15 protein-coding genes are annotated in these 19,668 nt (G+C 55.0%); 5 read left to right on the top strand and 10 right to left on the bottom strand.

The window, feature by feature from the left end; genetic code table 11:
• Genes K1718_RS01055 through K1718_RS01085 form a run of 7 tightly spaced genes read right to left on the bottom strand, consistent with a single transcriptional unit; the run spans position 1 to position 7,522 of the window.
• The gene (locus K1718_RS01055) at positions 1-1,836 is read right to left on the bottom strand and encodes a V-type ATP synthase subunit A (protein ID WP_265680021.1); all 1,836 of its coding nucleotides are present in this window, start codon (positions 1,834-1,836) and stop codon (positions 1-3) included.
• Positions 1,833-2,582: a hypothetical protein gene (locus K1718_RS01060; protein ID WP_265680020.1), complete on the bottom strand. Its 750-nt coding sequence runs from the start codon at positions 2,580-2,582 to the stop codon at positions 1,833-1,835. The genes K1718_RS01055 and K1718_RS01060 overlap by 4 nt, the downstream gene beginning before the upstream one ends.
• A gap of 2 nt (positions 2,583-2,584) precedes the next feature.
• Positions 2,585-3,286: a hypothetical protein gene (locus K1718_RS01065; protein ID WP_152498991.1), complete on the bottom strand. Its 702-nt coding sequence runs from the start codon at positions 3,284-3,286 to the stop codon at positions 2,585-2,587.
• 9 nt (positions 3,287-3,295) lie between these two features.
• Entirely contained in the window at positions 3,296-3,745 is a 450-nt protein-coding gene (locus tag K1718_RS01070) for an ATP synthase subunit C (RefSeq protein WP_152498992.1), read from the bottom strand.
• Complete coding sequence (locus tag K1718_RS01075) at positions 3,742-5,535, bottom strand: V-type ATP synthase subunit I (protein ID WP_265680019.1); 1,794 nt, start codon at positions 5,533-5,535, stop codon at positions 3,742-3,744. The genes K1718_RS01070 and K1718_RS01075 overlap by 4 nt, the downstream gene beginning before the upstream one ends.
• Positions 5,532-6,155, bottom strand: a complete 624-nt coding sequence (locus K1718_RS01080) for a V-type ATP synthase subunit D (RefSeq protein ID WP_265680018.1) — start codon at positions 6,153-6,155, stop codon at positions 5,532-5,534. Before K1718_RS01080 ends, K1718_RS01075 begins: the two co-directional genes overlap by 4 nt.
• Entirely contained in the window at positions 6,155-7,522 is a 1,368-nt protein-coding gene (locus tag K1718_RS01085; protein WP_152498995.1) for a V-type ATP synthase subunit B, read from the bottom strand. Before K1718_RS01085 ends, K1718_RS01080 begins: the two co-directional genes overlap by 1 nt.
• Positions 7,523-8,259: 737 nt before the next feature.
• Here K1718_RS01085 and K1718_RS01090 point away from each other — a divergent pair.
• Positions 8,260-10,035, top strand: coding sequence for an ethylbenzene dehydrogenase-related protein (locus K1718_RS01090; protein WP_265680017.1), 1,776 nt, complete (start codon positions 8,260-8,262; stop codon positions 10,033-10,035).
• 23 nt (positions 10,036-10,058) lie between these two features.
• Positions 10,059-11,075: a 2Fe-2S iron-sulfur cluster-binding protein gene (locus tag K1718_RS01095; protein WP_265680016.1), complete on the top strand. Its 1,017-nt coding sequence runs from the start codon at positions 10,059-10,061 to the stop codon at positions 11,073-11,075.
• Positions 11,076-11,090: 15 nt separating this feature from the next.
• On the opposite strand, the gene K1718_RS01100 is transcribed toward K1718_RS01095, so the two are convergent.
• From K1718_RS01100 to K1718_RS01110, 3 genes are all read right to left on the bottom strand, one after another.
• Entirely contained in the window at positions 11,091-13,982 is a 2,892-nt protein-coding gene (locus K1718_RS01100; RefSeq protein ID WP_265680015.1) for a putative bifunctional diguanylate cyclase/phosphodiesterase, read from the bottom strand.
• Positions 13,983-13,997: 15 nt separating this feature from the next.
• Positions 13,998-14,801 carry a PstS family phosphate ABC transporter substrate-binding protein gene (locus tag K1718_RS01105; protein ID WP_152498997.1) on the bottom strand — a complete coding sequence of 268 codons (804 nt, stop codon included), beginning with the start codon at positions 14,799-14,801 and terminating at the stop codon, positions 13,998-14,000.
• A gap of 499 nt (positions 14,802-15,300) precedes the next feature.
• On the bottom strand, positions 15,301-16,329 hold the full coding sequence (locus tag K1718_RS01110) for a LacI family DNA-binding transcriptional regulator (RefSeq protein WP_265680014.1): 1,029 nt from the start codon (positions 16,327-16,329) through the stop codon (positions 15,301-15,303).
• 179 nt (positions 16,330-16,508) lie between these two features.
• Between K1718_RS01110 and K1718_RS01115 the strand changes: the two genes are divergently transcribed.
• The 3 genes from K1718_RS01115 (at position 16,509) to K1718_RS01125 (ending at position 19,662) form a co-directional block, all read left to right on the top strand.
• Complete coding sequence (locus tag K1718_RS01115; protein ID WP_152498999.1) at positions 16,509-17,741, top strand: ABC transporter substrate-binding protein; 1,233 nt, start codon at positions 16,509-16,511, stop codon at positions 17,739-17,741.
• Between the two features lie 135 nt (positions 17,742-17,876).
• Positions 17,877-18,770 carry a carbohydrate ABC transporter permease gene (locus K1718_RS01120; RefSeq protein ID WP_152499000.1) on the top strand — a complete coding sequence of 298 codons (894 nt, stop codon included), beginning with the start codon at positions 17,877-17,879 and terminating at the stop codon, positions 18,768-18,770.
• Between the two features lie 64 nt (positions 18,771-18,834).
• Positions 18,835-19,662 (top strand): carbohydrate ABC transporter permease, encoded by an 828-nt coding sequence (locus tag K1718_RS01125; protein WP_209006944.1) that lies wholly within the window; start codon positions 18,835-18,837, stop codon positions 19,660-19,662.
• The last annotated feature ends 6 nt before the right edge of the window (positions 19,663-19,668 follow it).

The following is a 19,668-nucleotide window of genomic DNA, read 5'->3' on the forward strand; positions in this document are numbered from 1 at the left end:
TTAACCGGTCATATGGCTCGGCGCAGCGGCGACATTGTTTTTTATCTTCTCAACAAGGTCCTTACGTTCCTGACTGCCATCGGCTGAATAGTTGAGGTTCTTGAAGAGGGACGTCTGCTCGGTGAAGAATTTGCGCACCGTGTCCTTGTCCTCGAAGGCAAAATCCGTGTTGGCGATCTTGTAGACCAGTTCGAAAGTCTCTTGCTGGCGGTCAAGCGGGGCGGACACATCGACATCATCGAAAGCATCTTGCTGCAAATAGACCATGTCGAGAAAGAGCGCCTTTTGCTGAAGGATAAAATCCTCGGTGGAGACCCCTTCTTCACCGGTTACCTGCATCATACGCGTGATTTCATCACCTTTGCGCAGCAGGTCGATCATCTCTTCGACGCGCGGCACCCAGTTCGGACCGATATTGGTCTGGTACCAGTCGCCCAGCTGCACGTGATAGCGAGACCATGACAGAAGCGGGTCGACAGCCGGATAGAACCGTTTGTAGGCGCGCTCGGAAGACAATCCGAGGAAGGTTTTTACCGTTCCGAGCGTCGACTGGGTCACCGGTTCTTCAAAGTTGCCGCCGGCAGGCGAAACCGTGCCGATCATGGTGAGACTGCCCGTTTCGCCAGCGGCTGTTTTCAAAACGCCTGCGCGCTCATAGACGCCCTTGATCGAAGAATCCAGGTAAGCTGGAAAGGCTTCTTCACCCGGGATCTCCTCCAACCGACCTGAAGTCTCTCGCATTGCCTGCGCCCAGCGCGAGGTGCTGTCGGCAATCAACAGTACATCATAGCCCATCTGGCGGTAGTATTCGCCAAGAGTGATGCCGGTATAAATCGATGCCTCACGCGCAGCGACCGGCATGGAGGAGGTGTTGCAGATGATGACAGTTCGGTCCATCAGCGTGCCGTCACCGGAGGGATCAGGTTGATGCGGAAATTCGGTAATGGTTTCAACGACCTCGCCGGCACGCTCGCCGCAGGCGACGACAATCACGATATTGACGGCTGAAAACCGCGAAATCAGAGATTGAAGCACCGTTTTACCGGCTCCGAACGGCCCGGGAATGCAGCCCATTCCTCCACGCGCAATCGGAAAGAACGTGTCGATCAAGCGCAAGGTGGTGATCAGCGGTTCACTCGGATAAAGCCTTTCGCTTTGCCCTGCCTTCACGAGACCTTCAGGCAACGCCCGCCGAACCGGCCAATGCTGGACCATGGGAAGGTCCCGGGTGTCGCCTCTGTCATTCTTGATGGTTGCGATCACTTCGTTGATCGTGAAAGTACCTTCCCGGATCCGATCAATCGTCCAGGTACCGGTAAGCGTAAAAGGGGCCATTATCTTGTGTTGGAAACGTCCCTCTGGAACTGTTCCAATTGTGTCGCCAGCCTTGACCTTGTCTCCCGATTTGACCGCGGGCTCAAAAGACCACTTTCGGTTTTGATCAAGCGCGTTTGTCAGGACACCGCGTGGCAGAAAAAAACCATGTTCGGCAGCAATATCGGCAAGCGGGTTCTGCAATCCGTCAAATACGGTGCTGAGAAGACCAGGCCCGAGCGCAACGGACAGCATCTCACCGCTCTGGATCACCTTGTCGCCAACCCGAACTCCGGATGTGCTTTCAAAAACCTGTGCTTCGGCGGATTTGCCGCGAACGCGCAGAACCTCAGCTTTTAGATACTCACGCGGTTTTCCATCCCGTTCAGGACCGTGCGGAACGATGTAAACGACTTCATTCTTGATCAGAGGCGCGTTTCCGATCGGTGACAGTGTCACAAGATCGTCTTGCACCGCGACGATCTCAGCTGTCGGATCAGGGAGTTGAACATGACTGGTCACGACGAAGATCCCTCAAGAGGTGAAAAAGTGTCGGAGAAAAATCCCTGCGGCTTCGGAGGGCTGATATTTGCGTCTGGCCCTTCAAGAGCCAATGAGACCAGAGCCTCCAGACGATCACGGGCATCGGCTTCGTTGTAGCGTGACCACCGTTCCACAATTACCCAGCGCAGCACATAAATTCCGACTGCTTCGAAGTCGAAATCATGCATCGTTCCATAGTGATCGAGCTGCCGGACCACCTCTGTTAGAACCAGACGCTCCATCGAAATATGGTCGCCGGACTGCATCAATCGATAGGCTTCGGAAACCCACGGCATGAAGTGTCCGAGACCAAAAGCCGGGTCGCTCCAGTTCGACTTTATTGACATGCACCAGCGACCCATGCCCCAGTTTTCGATATCTCCGGCGCTTTCCTGTCCATTCCGGCGGCGGCGCAAAGCGGCAATCAATGTCCGCGTCTCCATACGCGCACCAACAAGATGCTGCAGATCGGGATAGTCTTTCAGGTCCGCAATGATCCGATTTGCTCGGCGAATGACTTCTGCATCCTGATCGTATTTGGCGACACCTGCCCAGGCAGTCACCTCGACCATTTCCTTCAATAACGCCGCATGCTGCGGCTCCAGCATCGTCAGGCGCTGTTTCAGCCGGAAATCCGAAATCGGCAGGTCCTTGAGCGAGAACAGTTTCCCGAGATGCGGAAAGCTGGTGACAAGCGAGATATATTGGTGCGGATTGGACGTCATTGTCAGCGCAGCACCCCTTCCATCACGGCCCGCAGTCGCGGCTGTAGGTGACGTTTTAGCAGCGTTGCAATCGCTTCTTCAGTCAGGTCAATGGAAACATCGCGATCAGTCAGCTTAACTCTTATGCCGTCGAAGCCAGGTGCCGTGGAAAACGTCACGCCTGCACGCAGTGCATCGCCCGCAAGCACCAGAACAAAATGCGTCAGCGTTCCTGGCTCGACCGCCTCGGGTGACTGCTTCAACTCCTCAAAACTGACAACCTTTTCAGGCAACACGATTTCCATCGGTTCCGTGTCGCTGACAGACGCATTGTCACGGGCATTGCCGGCCATCGCGAGAATGAGTTTTTGTAAGAAAGCCTCATCGGCAAGGGTGGTGCCTACCAACCTTCCAGCTTCCTGTTGAATGCGGTCACCCAGCTCATTTCTGAGGCTGAGGACCAGATCACGTGCGGCGACTTTAAGCCCGTCTTCCGTCGCAGCCTTTTCCTTTGCGGCCTCAGCACGTGCTGTCGCCAAGAGGTTGTCGGCCCGTTCCTGCGCTTCCGACACGATCTCCTCTGCTTTTGCCTTGGCCTTGGCCAGAATGTCATCGGCTTCCGACTGACCGGCTGCAACGCCTTCGGATTTCAGTCGATTGATCAGGGCCTGCACCCCAGCACCAGCCGCATTTTCAAGCTCTTGCGTGGTATCATGCTTGGACATGTTGCCCTCCTAACTCGGTATCGAACCTGCAAGCACAAGCGCGAAAACAAGGGCAAACACCGAAAACCCTTCCAAGACCGCTGCAGGCGCGAGCGATATGCCGAATATCTCCGGTTTGGCCTTCGAAGCATGGATGGCTGAAGCCAAGACTTCGCCTTGGCGAATACCGGTGAAAAGCATCGTGAACCCGGACAGGACACCGATGCCGAAGAGAGCGGCACCGTTCGCGGCATCGACTTGCGATTGCTGCAACGAGAACATGATGACAATGCCGTAGATTACCTGGGAGGACGGCATTAGAGAGACACCGATGAAACGGCCATAACCGCCGTCGCTGTCAAGCATTGCACCGATTGCGGCACTGCCACCGAGCGCACACCCCCAGGCACTGCCTATGGCGCCAAGAGCGACAGGCGCATAGAGCCCGAACCAACCGAGAGCCACAACGAATTCGTTCACAGGCGTGTCTCCTCTTTCTTGAACGGACGGAAAGGCGTGCCTTCGTCCTTCAAACCCCAATTGAAAAACTCAATGACATTCAGGCGCAGGCCATGCACACAGCCTGCTATCAGACCAAGGCCGATGTTGATGGCGTGTCCGATTGCCAGAACCAGTATGGCGATAAGAATGCCGATGCCCGGAACTGACTGATTGAGCTGGCCGGACAACGAATTGATCGTCTCTGCAAGCGAGGCTGCCGCAAGCCCGAGCGCAAACAGCCGCATGTAGCTCAGCACATCGGAGAAAATGTTGACGATCCTGGCTAGCGCGGCGAGACCATCGAAAATGCGCAACCCGCCCGAAGCAACTGAATCAACCTTCCGGTCACTTCCGAAGAAACCGACCAACAGCAATCCGAAAATGACGCTCGTCGGACCGATCGTCGCAACAACCGTCCCCTGGCCCAGAAAGGTTGCGAGCCCACCGAGCGCCACCAGGCACCAACCGACAGGTTGATAGCGACCGCTCGGTGTTCGTTCGTGCCACGCACGCAAAAAATTGGCGATCACGATGTGCACAACGCCGATGGTCAGCGTGATCTTCATCATCGTATCAACGTCTTTAAGGTGCAGGATCTTGAAATGGTTGAGGATACTGCCTTCAGGTGGAGCGACGCCGAAGTAACTGCCCGTGGCAACACCGAACGCCGCCGTGGACACCATCAGCCAGCAGGACATGCGATACATTCGGCGGCCAAGCGCTGACCCGGCGAACTTCTTGCGGAAAAGAAACAGAAACAGAAGCAGCAACAAACCATATCCGGCATCGGTCATGATCATGCCGAAAAAAACGATAAAGGATACGTAGACAATCGCGGACGGGTCCCAGTCCCGGTATCCGGGTGTCTGATAGAATTCGACCAAATCCTCACCGGCCTCCATCGCGTGCGCGTTTTCAAGGAGCGTCGGCGGCGCGTCTTCTTCCGTGACATCTTCAAACAGGGCCGCAATACCAAGCTTTGAAGCGAGTGTTTCGATCTCGCTGACCTGATCCCGACGCGCCCACGCCTGCAAGACAAACACTCGGCCCGTATCGGCGGTTTCGAGCGCTGCGCGTCGACGGGCAGAGGTGTCGCGGGCCGCAGCAAGATTTTGCGCCAGAACAAACCGCCACTTCGTCAGTGCCTGACGTTCCAGCTCTAATTCTTCAAGATCTATTGCCGCGTCCTCGTGACGTTGCCTAAGCGCCGAGAGCGGTATCGCACCGACGTGGGTGCGCGGAACCGGCATAGCACCAGTCTCCGGCTCTTCAGGTGCCAGCAAAACAATGTAACTGCGGAACCTGTCCCGGTGCACTGTTTCCAGGATCTTGTCGGATGGGTCTATCTCTCTCAGCTTGCCGTTGGGCACTACATAGAACCAGAGCCTGTTGTCTCCGATCTCCGCCAAATCGGAAAAACTGAATTCGCCCCAAGGCTCAACGTCCTGAATGCGCCTTTCCAGTTTTGCCAGCAAATCCTGACAGGTCTTAAGCGCCTTGCGGTTTTTGAGCGTCTTTTCGACCACGTCATCGAGATCGAATTTGTCGGCTCTGGTCTCAGGACGGCGCTGGTCTGAACAATCGACCAGCCAACGCAGGGCATCCACCGCATCTCTGCCAAGACCGGCAGGAACAGCCTCCAGCTCCTTTTGCGCCGAGACGAGGGGAATCAAATGAAGCGATCCGAAAGCCTGCGCTGCCTCCAACACCGTGTCCTTGTCGTCCAGGACGCCAACCATATTCACTTTGATCAGCGGCACGATGCTCATAGCTCGGCCATCCGTTTCTCTGCCCCGCGAGCCGCCGTTTTGCGCTTGGAAATCTTTGCACGAACAACAGCATCTCTTTCAGCATCGGCAAGGGCCGTCCTGATTTTCTTGATATTGCGCTCCGCCTGCGGAATGAGAACTTTTTCAAACAGGTTCACACGCCGTGAAATCACGGCTTCCGCCTCCACCAACCGCTTGATGCGCTCGTTGGCAACAGCACGCTCCATGTTCAGGCGCAACAGCTCCTGCATTCCTGTCACATAAGGATCGACCCAATGCGGACGAGCCAACAAGGAATAGGGTCGGGTTTCCACATCAACGTCTTCAAGGATCGGCAATTTGGTGCCCGAGAGGTTCTGCTCTCCCTTGGCAACCCCTTTCAATGCAACCAAACCTTCAAGCGGCACATGCTTATTTGCTAGCATTGGCAGCGATCTCGCCAGATCAGAAAACCGAGCCTGATAGGCCTTTTCAAGCTGCACCGCTGTTTCCCTGGCTTTGGCGCGCTCAGCCATGATCTGAAGCCGTTTCAGTTCCAGAGAAGGTAGAAATCGCTTGTATTCGGCAAGCTGTGCGCTCTCTCTCGCCAACGAAGATTTGTTGAGCGCCAGCTTGGCCATCAGGCAGCCTCCTCATCCGAAGACTTTGAAACTGACGCCTTTGCCGGAAAGTATTTGTCGATCAGGCCTTGTTTCATCAGAAGCTGTTCAGGTTCGAAGCATTCAGCCAGCGTTTTCCAGCAAAGATCCAGCGCCTCTTCCAGGGGTTTTGACACTTCGATGTCCATGAACCGTTCCCGGAACAAACCGCCGAACTTGAGCAGTTGCCGATCGTAGTCCGACAACTCAAATGCCATCGACTGTTTCTGCTCAGCGTCACGTGCACCGGAATAGAACCGGATCATCGTGTTCATGATCTGGTTGTGATCTTCGCGGGTCACCTTGCCAATGACATGCTGTTTCAGTCTGGACAGAGACCCAAAGGGATCCAGGACGCCACTGTGCAGATAAAACTGACCTTCTGTAATGTATCCGGTGTTGTCGGGAACTGGGTGCGTGACGTCATTCCCGGGCATGGTCGTGACGGTCAGGATTGTGACGGAACCGGACCCTTTGAAGTCGCAAGCTTTTTCATATCGGCGCGCCAGCTGCGAATAAAGATCCCCAGGATAGCCCCGGTTGGCCGGGACGCGCTCCATTGCAATGGACACTTCTTTCATCGCATCAGCAAACGCAGTCATATCCGTCAACAGAACCAGAACGCGCTTGCCTTCCTCGACGGCGAACTTTTCAGCAACCGCCAGCGCCATATCGGGCACCTGCAGACGTTCCACGACCGGATCCGAAGCCTGATTGATGAACATCACAGTGCGCGGAAAGACACCTGCATCTTCGAATTGCTTTCTGAAAAACGAGTAGTCATCAAAAATCAGGCCAAGTCCGCCGAACACAACAATGTCCGCATCCGCCTGGATCCCGATCCTGGCCAGAAACGGATTGTAGGGCTCACCTGAAACCGAGAAGATCGGAATCTTCTGGCTTTCAACGAGACAATTGAAGATGTCGATCATCGGTACATCCGTGCGGATCATCCGCGAAGCCAAAACACGTTTCATCGGATTGGCAGACGGTCCGCCAATTGGAACAGCTGGATCGCTCGACAAGTCAGGACCCTGATCTATCGGATGACCGGCGCCATTGAAGACCCGGCCAAGAATGTTATCCGAATAGGTGACTTTGGCAGCTTCTCCGAGAAACCGGACCGAGGCATTGTTTGCCAGCCCTTTGGTACCGGAATTGACCTGGAGCGAAACCATGTCCTGATCGATATTGATGACTTGCGCGAGCGAAGCATTGCCATCTCCGCCATCGACAAGAGCCAGGTCGCCCAGGCACGGCCGTCCCTCAGAGTCGGCTTTGGTGGACGACACCTGAATGCGAATGATGTCGCCAACAATATCAATTATTCGCGTATGGGAGACCAGCATACACGCCCCCTTGTCTTCAAACGACTGTCTTTCAAGACCAGTAACGTCGAAGCATTTTGCCGACCGACCGCTACTGCATTTCCTGCAACAAGAAACATCTTAGGCGGGTTTTTGAGGCAGTTACAACCGAGTTGACACCGTCGCCTTCTGTCCGCGTCATTCGATTGAAGATAGGTTGGAAACTGTTGCGTCCCTATGACCTGGATCAACAGTGGAGTGACACACATCGCCAGCCGGTGATCGGGCCTTTCTCTTCAACCGATCTGGCGTGTGGTTTTACTTTCCCAGCCAGAATGACTGTGGAATTGGCAGCAACGCAGTGTGAAGGCATTCAGCTTATGCGCCACACACATCACTCCACTCCACAAAGGCCGGATTGCATCGCATTAAATTCATTCAATTTATTTAAACTGTAGGTATTTTTGACGGTAATTACTTTAACCTGACGTTGAATTCTTTCGTTTGAATTTGCTTTGTACTAATCAACAATATCCATTTATACTTTAGAATTTCTCTAAGTGTATTATTTCGTCTAAGTACTATGTGCAAATTAAACTGAATAATGAATTCATTATTATACACGCATAGGTTTATTATTAGTTGTAATTGACGTTTTTTCTAATTTTTTTTTCCCAAGTATTGTTTCTTAGTCTTAAACTCCGCGCCTGTTATCTAATATTCGCGCGCCGATTCGCGCTAGGCGTGTACGGAATCGGTTTTGGTTTCTGGAGGGGAAATTGACGGACCAAACACTAGAGCTCACTGCTCCGCCAAATGACACCAAACACAAAGACCAGACTAAGTTACCTGCGGCTCAAGGCAGTGCCGCCCGACGACCTGAGGATAAGCAACCGCCTGTGCGCAGCGATCTGGGAACCATTCTGCTTCACTGGACGCTGACCATTGCGATCTTCGCCAGTCTTCTGACAGGCCTCCGGCTCTCTTCCGACGCTGAAGATGCCTGGTTTTCAAAGCTGTTCGAACCGATATTGCCACAGGGTGAAATCTGGACCTGGCACTACCTATCTGCCATTTTCGTTCTGGCGGTTATCTTCGCCTACGCCGCCTATATGTCCTTTGCCCGTCTGAAGCGGCGCATTTCGACCAAGAAAGCCGTCGTTCTGACGCTACCGGCCAGCACCAAGCTGCGGCTCTCTGCTGTCAATGTCATTGCCTACTGGATCCTTTTTGGCGCTGTCCTCACCCTTTCGGCGACCGGCGTGCTTCTCTATCTGGGTCATGGCGGCATTTGGGTCACCGTTCACTACATCGCTGCACTCACGGTGCTTGGCTACATCGTTGCCCATGTGGTGCTGCATTATTTCTATGGCGGTATCGCGCAGCTTCTGCGCCTGTTCCGTCCTCAGAAACTCCGTCGTTTCCCGGGCATGAGCCGGCATCCCCTGGCGGCGTCGCTTGCTATTGGAGCTGTGGTTCTGGCCGGAGCCGTCGCGCTCGATTTTTCCACGAGAGATGACCTCATCGTTGCCAACGCGACCGAACTTCCCACGTTGGATGGTGAAATGAGCGAGGCAATCTGGAACAGCGCAAAACCTGTTTTTGTCAGGACCCAGCAGGGCTCCGGTCTCGACAAAACCGGAGAATCCACCGTCGAGATCCGCGCCGTTCAGGTCGGTGACAAGATCGCATTCGGATTTCGCTGGGAAGACAGCAACCGATCCTTAAAACGCCACCCGCTGATCAAGGCCGAAGACGGCTGGCGGATGCTCAACAACCGCGCCGACATTTCAGACGAAACCGACTATTACGAAGACAAGTTTTCGGTCGCCTTTTCCAAGTCGGATGCCTTTGGCGGAGGTGCCTCCACGCATATGGGACCCAAGCCGCTGAGCGACAAACCAGGTGCCTTCAATTATCGCGGCCTTCACTACACGACAGACGGCAGCCTGCTTGACGTCTGGCAGTGGAAGGCTGCGCGCGGTGGCATGCTTGGGAAGGTTGATGACATGTGGTTTGGCACGCCAATCGAGCCGAATGAGGCTCAAGTCGCCGGCAAAAAACGTTATAGCGCAGGCTATTCGGCGGACGAGGGCAAATCCTTCTACATCTACAACTACAAGAAAAAATCAGGCTCCAACTACGAAAACACCGTTGACGTGTTGCGCTTGCCTGTGGATGTCGAAAAAACCATCGCTCAGATGGGCAAAATCGATCTTGACGTAGAAGCGACGGACGACCCGGGATCTCAATGGTGGATGTTTGAAGCTGAAAGCGTTCCTTATTCGCCGGAAATCGACGCGGCAATACCTGTTGGAACGATGATCCCCGGCGTCCTGATAATCGGAGAATATGAAGGCAGCCGTGCTGACCTTTCCGGCGGTTCCAAGTGGAAAGATGGCTATTGGACGCTCGAGATCATTCGCGACATGGACACCGGGAACCATCAGGACCTCCCTATGGAAGATGGTCTTTATCTCTGGGTCGCCGTGTTTGACCACAACCAGACGCGTCACACACGTCATTCACGTCCGGTTCGCCTGACATTCAACTGACGCCATTCCAACGGACCAATTTCATGTCGAAAAGCACCTGTACCGTTACGATCAACGGTAAAGAGATCAAGGCAAGTGTCGGTGACACGCTGATTGATGCCGGACTTGGCGGCCGCCTGGTCATTCCCCACGACTGCTGTTCGGGGCAATGCGAAACCTGTCGGGTTCGCGTGCTCAGCGGTGCAGTAGACGATCTGGGGACACGTGAAAAAAACACTGTTCTCGGGTGTCTTGCCGTGCTCGAGGGCGATGCAGAAATCTCCTACGATCCTGTTCCGATCGTAAAGACGATAAAAGGTACCGTGGACAGTGTGCGCACTATCAAGGAAGACTATCTTGAAGTGCGTGTCCGCACCGCCAAGAAAGTAACCTGGCTACCCGGCCAGTATTTGCGCGCTACATTTGCCGGTTATCCGCCGAGAGACTACAGCCCGACGACCCCGCTTAATCTGGATGCGGAAGAGGACGTCATCGTCTTTCATATCAAGGTCTATCCTGACAGCATCGTATCGTCGAAACTTGGCAGTCAGATTGCCAAGGGACACGGCGTCAAGTTGCGCGGCCCGTTTGGCAATGCATTCTTGCGCCAGCAGCCCGAACCAATCGTGTTGACTTCGACTGGAACCGGCTTTGCGCCGATTTGGGCGATTGCCGTTGCCGCTAGACTTGGACAGCCGGAACGCGACATCAGGGTCGTTTCAGGCGCTCGTACACGCGATGGTCTTTATATGCGCGACGCTGTTCGCTGGCTGCAAGGCAATAATGTGCCGATATCTCTGACAGCCAGCGATGGCGACAACGAGACAGTCATGACTGCCCGGCCACAAGAGCTTGTTGGCGAACTGACCTCCGATCACATCGTCTATTCTGCCGGCGCGCCCGCTCACGTGGATGCCATGCGCGAACTGGCACTGCAGGCCGGCGCTACATTTTATGCCGATCCATTCTATGTCGCAGAAGAAAGCAAGGGCGTCCTCGCCTTTGCGAGCAGGCTTTTCCGCAAATCCACACCTCCGCCCCAGGCGGAGGCTGCAGAGTAAAGCGAAACGCTGCGGTTATTGCGCGGCCGTCGTCACGGCCTGCGGGCACGTGAAAATGAGCTCGTTCGCCTGACTGACCGGCATCGGGCGCCCAAGGTAGTAGCCTTGAGCGTCGGTGCATCCGATATCGTTCAGCATGTCGAGCAGCTGCCGGGTTTCAACCCCCTCAGCTGTCGTTGTCATGTTCAGGTTCTTCGCCAGCTCAATGACGGCTTTCACGATTGAGATCGAGTCATCAGAATATGCCATCGACCTGACGAAGGACTGGTCAATCTTGATCTTGTCGAAGGGGAACCGCCTCAGATAACTCAGCGACGAATATCCGGTCCCAAAATCGTCCATCGAAACCTTGACGCCAAGCGACTTGGCCTGGTGCAGAGCTTCCACAACGTCCTCTGTGTCCGTCAGCAAGACGCTTTCAGTGACTTCCAGTTCCAGCCGATCCGCTTTGAGGCCCGATTTCATCAGCGCACCGATCAACACGGGTCCGAAAGCATTGCCTCGCAACTGACGAGGCGACAGGTTGACGGCGACCCGCAAATGGTCCGGCCAGCCGGTGGCAATCCTGCAGGCCTCTTCCAGCACCCATTCACCAAGCTGAACAATCAGTCCCGTGTCTTCGGCCAAAGGTATGAAATCACCCGGCGACACAAGGCCACGTGTTGGGTGGTTCCAACGCAGCAAGGCCTCGAAGCCGGAAATCTGGTAGTCGCTCAAGGTGTATTGCGGCTGGAAGTAAAGTTCCATCTCGCCATTTGCGGCGGCATTGCGCAGATCCAGGATCAACTCGCGCCGGTCATTCACCTCGGTGCCCATATCCTCTTCAAAGAAGCGATAAGTGTTCCTGCCGTCTTCCTTTGCGCGATAAAGGGCAAGATCAGCCTGTTTGAACAACTCGTCACCGACTGCTCCATCAGGCTTGGCCACCGAAATGCCGATACTGACGCCAATTACCAGATCATGATCCGCTATCTGGAAGGGCCGCGAGAGTTCCCAAATGATGGACTGTGCCAGTTCATCGACCTGTTTCTGCTTGACGGGCAGGTCGGTCAGAATCGCAAATTCGTCACCACCCAGGCGCGCGACCAACTCGCGGTCTTCCAGCAAGTGCCGCAGCCGGCCGGCAACCTGCCGTAAAAGTTCATCTCCGATCGGATGCCCCAGCGAGTCGTTGACAGTCTTGAACTCATCGAGATCCAGACAGAGAATTGCAAACTCACCGCCCTGAACCTGTTGACGCTTTAGGAGCAACTCCATCTGATCACGGAATTCGATGCGGTTGGGCAACTGGGTCAGCATGTCATGCCGCGCAAGGAAGGCGAGGCGATCGCGCGCTTCCTGGCGCTCCGTGATGTCTTCGGAGATGGCCACCCAACCGCCATCTGACAGAGGTTGCCGAGTGGTCAAAACAATGCGACCCGAGCGTATCTTGACCATTTCCGTGCTTTGCGAGAACGGTGCCGATTGATGCGCTTTCGTGAAAGCGTCGGACCATTCGCTTTCATCGGTGCTGACAGCTTCTGCGTTCTGCAGAGCGGTCAGATCCTTGGCGGTCATGCCAGGTACAAGTTTGTCCGGATCGAGTTCGAACAGGTCCGCAAAACGCTGGTTCGACACGATCAGGCTACCACTTGCATCGAACATGCAAAGCCCGTGCGACATGTTGTTAAGCGCCGCATCGAAAAGTACGTTCTGCTCACGCAGCTGCGCTTCCTTCGACCTCAGGATGGTGTTCTTTTCATGAACCCTGACCCGCAGGGCGTCACGTTCCTTGACAGATCGTTGCAACGAAACGACCGAGCGTGCGATGTCTCCGACTTCATCCAGCCGTTCTGTTCCGGCAACTTTCTTTTCGAAGTCGCCTGCGGCAATTCCCGTCAAAACCTTGGTAATGTCAGTCAGCGGCCGTGTGATCTGACGGGACAGGAGATAGGCGACGGTGGCAAATGCGATCAACGTCAGAACACCGAACAGAAACAGCCACCTAAGCAACTTGGCTTCTTCCTCAGTACCTATACGGGTCAGTTCATTCTGAGTTTCGGTCAGTTTTTCGATCGGAACCAACGCACAAACCGTTACCGGCGCAACAGGTACAGCGCACTCGATAACATTGCTGCCGCTAGCTGTGATGTTCGGCGTGGTTGCTGACATCTGGAGATCGGCGAAATCGCCTTTGAAGTTGCCTCTCGAAATCACTTCGTCCTTAAAGATTACCGCAAGTCCGAAGGAGTTGATCTCTGCCAGATCGGACAGCAGCGGTTCGTCGGATCGGATCCATCTTTGGGCCAGCAATCCGCCCACCGCATATCCAAATTCATCGAAAACCGGTGTGAAAACAATCTGGGAAACGGTGTTGATGTGTTCACCGGGGACAAAGATGCCTGTTTCAGAACGTGGCATGAGACGTGACATGGTCTGCACGTCCCCGGGGAAACTCTCGTTCAAGGATGTGACGATCTCCTCAAAGAAACTAAGCTTTGGAATGCTCGATCCCAGTTTGACCAGGTCCGCTTCATAGGAAGAAGCGCCGATAACTCGTGCCTGCTCGTCAAGAACAACGATCCCGTCCATGTCGGCCTGTTTCGCTGCCGGACCGAGGAGCTCTGACATGGCGACAACGTTTCGAGACATGACCGCATTCGACGTATCATGGTGCTTGGCAATCGAATTAACCCGGCGAAGCCGATCCTGAAACAGGAATTCCATCCGAGTTCCGGCAAGCTCCACGTCGGCGATCAACGTCTCCAACAACCGCGACTGAGACAGTTTGAGAAGCTCAACCTCCTGACGAGCCATACTGTCTTCCAACTGATATGCCACCAGACCAATCAGGCCTGCAAACGCACACAGCGCTGTGAAAACAGCGCCGTATGTGTAGTGCCAGAGCAGTGACGAGTGACGTATCATATTGCGTTCGGGCCTTTAGTTAGACACCGGCACTCCACCGTAGTTTCGAATCAGACTGTGCGCCTGATCGGATTGGCTGAAGTCAATGAAGGTCTTCATCTCACTATCCAGAGCGCCATCCTTATAAATGAGTGCAAGCGTCACCGCACTTGGATAGGTCTCATCCGTTGGATGGTTGCCGTCGATTTTCAGGACATTCAGCCCCTCTTCAAGCGGGCGGGAATAGGGCCCAAAGGCAATCGCGCCCTGGACGTCGCGCGCTGTCGAAATGGCATCCTGTGTTGTCAGGGCTGTTTTGGATCGCGGCGAAAATGTCAGGTCTTTCCAGCCCGGCATTGTATTGCGCAGCACCTGGAGCGTGCTGTCAGCATCTTCGCGCCTGACAAGCCGTACACGAAGATCCGCGCCGCCGAGTTCCGACCAGTTGGTGACCTTGCCAGCATAGAGATTTGCCAGATCTTCACTTGAAAGAGCCTCAACTCCAGTCGAGGGGTGGGTGAATATGGCGCTTGGTATCTTGGCAATCGGCAGATAGACCAAACCGTATTCAATCTCACTGTCCTTCAGGGGCCTTGCCACCCGCCCCAGCCTTTCAGTACCGGAACTGACGGCCGCTATGCCACCACCGGAACCAATGCTTGGCGGGATACTGAGTTCGATTTCAGGATGGGCTTCTGAAAAGCCGTCTCCCATTTCGCGCAACATTTCCAAGCCATCCCCGGTGCCGACGACACTGAGTGCGGTTTGAGCGACAGTGGGAGGCGATTGAACAAGGAGAACAGAAAGCGAAAGAACGAAGCAGAAGAAAGAGATCCGCATTTTTTCCACCAAATTGAGTTTGTATTATCTAGAATGCCACGTTCAAGTTAATCAAACACTAAAACCCTGCTACAAGTTACAATTAACCTGTATTTAAATTAGCTTGTATTAATATTCAGGCAGTCAATATTTCATAATTCTTGCATTTTCTTTGGGCATTATTTGCCGATAGGTCATTTTTTCCTAGCAGCTCAAATTGCTACAATCACTTTGTGAATCCCTAATCTGTTAATCTATAAAGTTAAGACGCAATTTTACATACGATTTGAAACTCTATTGATAGAATTTCGATCGATTGGCTTGAAAATTACTGTACAGACAACAGATTTCGCGATTGTCACAAATTAGTCAAACAAGTCATACAACCCACACTATACTATTGCGTGTATCGATTTGTTTGGGTCCTTGCATGATTGCCTACTTATCGGGCTTGGTAAAATTCATTAAGTTACAGACTATTGGACGCGTCATGCGATCAAGCTTGAATACTTGTCTCACGCTAAATACTGGCTGCACTTTGACGAACGACAAGGTTCACGTCGATCATGACGGGTCCAGAGTGTTTATTGGAGATTGCACCGTCTGCGTGAATACACTCCAGGAGCAATCTGGCGGCACTGGTTCCCAAAGCATGCCGATCCTGCCTGACCGTGGTCAGTGCAGGAACATAGAACTCTGAAAGTTCGATATCATCAAACCCGACGACGGATACGTCTTCCGGCACTTTCATGCCGTGCATCCTAAGTGTTGAAATCAATCCGAAGGCGACCTGATCCGAGGCACAGAATATGGCCGTAGGCCTGTCTTCCATAGACAGGACCCTTTCCGCCGCCGACCGGCCTGACTCAAGAGAAAAGTCGCCCCGAATGATCCATTCATCCCGCACCGGCAAGCCGAGTTCAGCTCTTTCTGCCAGCATGCCCTCTCGCCGGACATGCGTCAGAACATTGTCCTGGGGGCCGGTAACATGCGCGATTTTCCGATGCCCTAGCTCATAAAGGTGCCTGACCGCCAACCTGGCACCCTGGTTGTTGTCGCTTCGTACCGACGGCAGAGAGCTTCCGTGCTTCCATTCACACGCAAACACAATCCTGCCGTTCACTCCGTTTTCTTCGAACTGCCGAATTTCCTCGTCTGACAGCGCGCCATCCAGGCAAATCATGCCATCAATCTGAGAATCTAGAAAATAGTCGACGACGCGCTTTCCCGCCGTTGCATGATCTTTCGTGTCGGCAATCAAAACAGAAAGATCGCTTTCGCCGAAAATTTCGCTGATACCGGCTAGTATTTGCGAAAAAAACGGGTTTCCGAGGTTGGGAACCAGAACAAGAACCGCCCCGGCCTGACGCGTTCGCAGGTTCCTTGCGGCCCGATTGACGCGGTAACCGGTGGAGCGAATGGCCCTGAAAACTGTTTCCCGCGTCGCCTCCGTCAAAAGCTCGGGATTGCTGAGTGCTCGACTGACCGTTGCCGTTGAAACTCCGGCCCTTTTGGCAACATCTCGAATTCTGATGGGCTTCTGCGCCAATGCTGCCTCCCGATTTTTGTTTGCGACTTACCGACATTCCGGGTTGACACGAGCGGCATTCCCGAGAATGATAAATGTAATCGATTACATGAGAGATACACAATTCTGTAATCGATTACAATTGCGGTGGAGGCCGCATCAATTGAAAAATCGGGCCGAAGGTTCGATGGGAGGAGACTATGAAAGCACTACACGCTGTATTTGCGGCAACCACCGCACTGTGCGCGGCGACTGCCGTCCACGCGACGGATTTGGAAGTTACGCACTGGTGGACATCAGGTGGTGAGGCTGCAGCTGTTGCAGAGTTTGCGAAGGCGTTTGACGCGACGGGCAACAAGTGGGTTGATGGTGCGATTGCCGGTTCCGGCGGCACGGCGCGTCCGATCATGATCAGCCGCATCACGGGCGGCGATCCGATGGGCGCGACGCAGTTCAACCACGGCCGTCAGGCAGAAGAGCTTGTGGAAGCCGGCCTGATGCGCGACCTCAGCGATGTGGCGGCGGAAGGCAACTGGGCGGAGATCGTGCGTCCTTCCAGCCTGCTCGACAGCTGCACGCTTGACGGCAAGATCTACTGCGTGCCGGTCAACATTCACTCGCCGCAATGGCTGTGGATCAACAATGCCGTTTTTGAAGACAACGGCCTGGCCGTGCCGACCAACTGGGACGAGTTTGTCGCCGCTGCGCCCAAGCTGCAGGAAGCCGGCGTCGTGCCGCTCGCCATGGGCCAGCAGCCCTGGCAGACCACCCTCGCCTTCCAGACCCTTCTGACTGCGCTCGCAGGTCCGGAGACCTACACCAAGGTGTTCGGCGACAAGGATGCCGACCTTGCTGGCGGTCCGGAACTGGCCAAGGTCTTTGAGGCCGCGGCAACAGCCCGCGACATGGCCAAGGATTCCAACGTTCAAAACTGGAACGATGCCACGAACATGGTCATCACCGGCAAGGCCGGCGGCCAGATCATGGGCGACTGGGCCCAGGGTGAGTTCCAGGTGGCCAACCAGGTCGCCGGCAAGGACTACACCTGCCTGCCGGGCCTTGGCGTCAATGAAGTGATCCAGACCGGCGGCGATGCCTTCTACTTCCCGCAGGTGGACGATCCGGAGATCTCCGCGGCCCAGGCTGAACTCGCCAAGGTCATGATCTCCCCGGAGACACAGGTTGCCTTCAACCTGAAGAAGGGTTCCCTGCCGGTGCGCGGCGATGTCGATCTGTCGGCTGCCAATGACTGCATGCGCAAGGGCCTGGAGATCCTGGCCAAGGGCAACATCATTCCGGGCACCGACCAGTTGATGTCTGCTGACAGCAACCAGCAGGTCAACGACCTGTTCGTCGAGTTCTTCAACAACCCGTCCATGTCGGCTGAAGACGCTCAGAAGCTGTTCGCCTCGATCGTCGCCAACGCCGACTGATCCGCACAACGGGCTCCGCCGGTTCCCTCAACAGGGCTTGACGGAACCGGCGTCCTCCAGCCCTGCGCGCAGTTTCTGCGCGCAGGGAATTCTGGAACACTGCAAGCAGGCTTTTACGGGACAAGGAAGACAGGCATGGCCGCACCCTCAGGCCCAGCCAGATGGCACCGCAACTTGAGTGCCAAGGTGGCGGCAATTCCGATGATTGTCACCGCCCTGGTGGTCTTTATCGGCGGAACCGCCTGGACGGTTCTCTACTCCTTCACCAATTCCAAGCTGCTGCCACGGGAGAAGTTTATCGGCTTTGGCCAGTATGAACGCCTGTGGAGCAGCAACAAGTGGCTGATCTCGATCGAGAACCTGGCCATCTATGGCGGCTTCTCCCTCGTCTTCTCCCTCCTCATCGGCTTCATTCTGGCCGCCCTGCTCGATCAGAAGATCCGCTTTGAGGACACCTTCCGCACCATCCTGCTCTATCCCTTCGCGCTCAGCTTCATCGTCACGGGTCTTGCCTGGCAGTGGATCCTCAATCCGGATTTCGGCATCCAGCATGTCGTGCGCAGCCTGGGCTGGGAGAGCTTTGCCTTCGACCCGCTCTACAATCCCGACATCGTCATCTACGGCATTCTGATTGCCGGACTGTGGCAGGGTACCGGCCTCATCATGTGCCTCATGCTGGCCGGGTTGCGCGGCATTGACGAGGACATCTGGAAGGCCGCCAAGATTGACGGCATCCCCATGTGGAAGACCTATATCTTCATCGTCATCCCGATGATGCGCGGCATCTTCATCACCGCCATCGTGCTGGTCGCCTCCGGCATCATCAAGGTCTATGACCTGGTCGTCGCCCAGACCGGCGGCGGACCCGGCATCTCCTCAGAAGTGCCGGCCAAATACGTCTATGACGCCATGTTCCTGTCCCAGAACCTCGGACAGGGCTTTGCCGCCTCCACCATGATGCTGCTCACCGTTGCCATCATCGTCATTCCCTGGGCCTATCTCGAATTCGGAGGCAAGCGCCGTGGCTGATACTGCATATCTTTCCGGCCCCTCAGGTCCAAAACCCCGGCGCGTCCTGTCCCGCCGCAACATCATGATCTACGGCACGCTGATCGTCGTCTCGCTCTACTATCTGCTGCCCCTTTACGTGATGGTCGTCACCTCCCTCAAGGGCATGCCCGAGATCCGTCTCGGCAACATCTTCTCGCCCCCGGTCGAGGTTACCTTCCAGCCCTGGGTCAAGGCCTGGGCCGAAGCCTGTACCGGCCTCAATTGTGACGGCCTGTCGCGCGGCTTCTTCAACTCCGTGCGCATTCTCATTCCGTCCGTGATCCTGTCGATCATCATCGCCTCGATCAACGGCTATGCGCTCGCCAACTGGCGCTTCAAGGGCTCGGAGACCTTCTTCACCATCCTGATCGTCGGGGCCTTCATTCCCTATCAGGTCATGATCTATCCGATCGTCATCATGCTGCGCGAGGTCGGTCTTTACGGCAGTCTCACAGGCCTGGTCATCGTGCACACCATCTTCGGCATGCCGATCCTGACCCTGCTCTTCCGCAACTATTTTGCCTCCGTACCGCAGGAACTCTTCAAGGCCGCCCGCGTCGACGGCGCTGGCTTCTGGGGCATCTATTTCCGCATCATGGTCCCCATGAGCCTGCCCATCTTCGTCGTCGCCATGATCCTGCAGGTCACCGGCATCTGGAACGACTTCCTGTTCGGCGTCATCTACACAAAGCCGGACCTTTATCCGATGACGGTGCAGCTCAACAACATCGTCAACTCGACCCAGGGGGTGAAGGAATACAACGTCAACATGGCCGCCACCATTCTCACAGGCCTTGTTCCCCTCACCATCTACTTCATCTCCGGCAAACTCTTCGTCCGCGGCATCGCCGCCGGAGCGGTCAAAGGCTAACGAGAA

Origin of the sequence: Roseibium porphyridii (assembly GCF_026191725.2) — a bacterium.
Classification (GTDB): Bacteria; Pseudomonadota; Alphaproteobacteria; order Rhizobiales; family Stappiaceae; genus Roseibium; species Roseibium porphyridii.

What these genes read in the sequence shown, in the direction of transcription:
- K1718_RS01060 (WP_265680020.1), bottom strand. Translation starts at nt 2,582, where the DNA reads ATGACGTCCAATCCGCACCAATATATCTCGCTTGTCACCAGCTTTCCG.
- K1718_RS01105 (WP_152498997.1), bottom strand. Translation starts at nt 14,801, where the DNA reads ATGCGGATCTCTTTCTTCTGCTTCGTTCTTTCGCTTTCTGTTCTCCTT.
- K1718_RS01065 (WP_152498991.1), bottom strand. Translation starts at nt 3,286, where the DNA reads ATGTCCAAGCATGATACCACGCAAGAGCTTGAAAATGCGGCTGGTGCT.
- K1718_RS01100 (WP_265680015.1), bottom strand. Translation starts at nt 13,982, where the DNA reads ATGATACGTCACTCGTCACTGCTCTGGCACTACACATACGGCGCTGTT.
- K1718_RS01125 (WP_209006944.1), top strand. Translation starts at nt 18,835, where the DNA reads ATGATCTACGGCACGCTGATCGTCGTCTCGCTCTACTATCTGCTGCCC.
- K1718_RS01120 (WP_152499000.1), top strand. Translation starts at nt 17,877, where the DNA reads ATGGCCGCACCCTCAGGCCCAGCCAGATGGCACCGCAACTTGAGTGCC.
- K1718_RS01095 (WP_265680016.1), top strand. Translation starts at nt 10,059, where the DNA reads ATGTCGAAAAGCACCTGTACCGTTACGATCAACGGTAAAGAGATCAAG.
- K1718_RS01085 (WP_152498995.1), bottom strand. Translation starts at nt 7,522, where the DNA reads ATGCTGGTCTCCCATACGCGAATAATTGATATTGTTGGCGACATCATT.
- K1718_RS01075 (WP_265680019.1), bottom strand. Translation starts at nt 5,535, where the DNA reads ATGAGCATCGTGCCGCTGATCAAAGTGAATATGGTTGGCGTCCTGGAC.
- K1718_RS01080 (WP_265680018.1), bottom strand. Translation starts at nt 6,155, where the DNA reads ATGGCCAAGCTGGCGCTCAACAAATCTTCGTTGGCGAGAGAGAGCGCA.
- K1718_RS01115 (WP_152498999.1), top strand. Translation starts at nt 16,509, where the DNA reads ATGAAAGCACTACACGCTGTATTTGCGGCAACCACCGCACTGTGCGCG.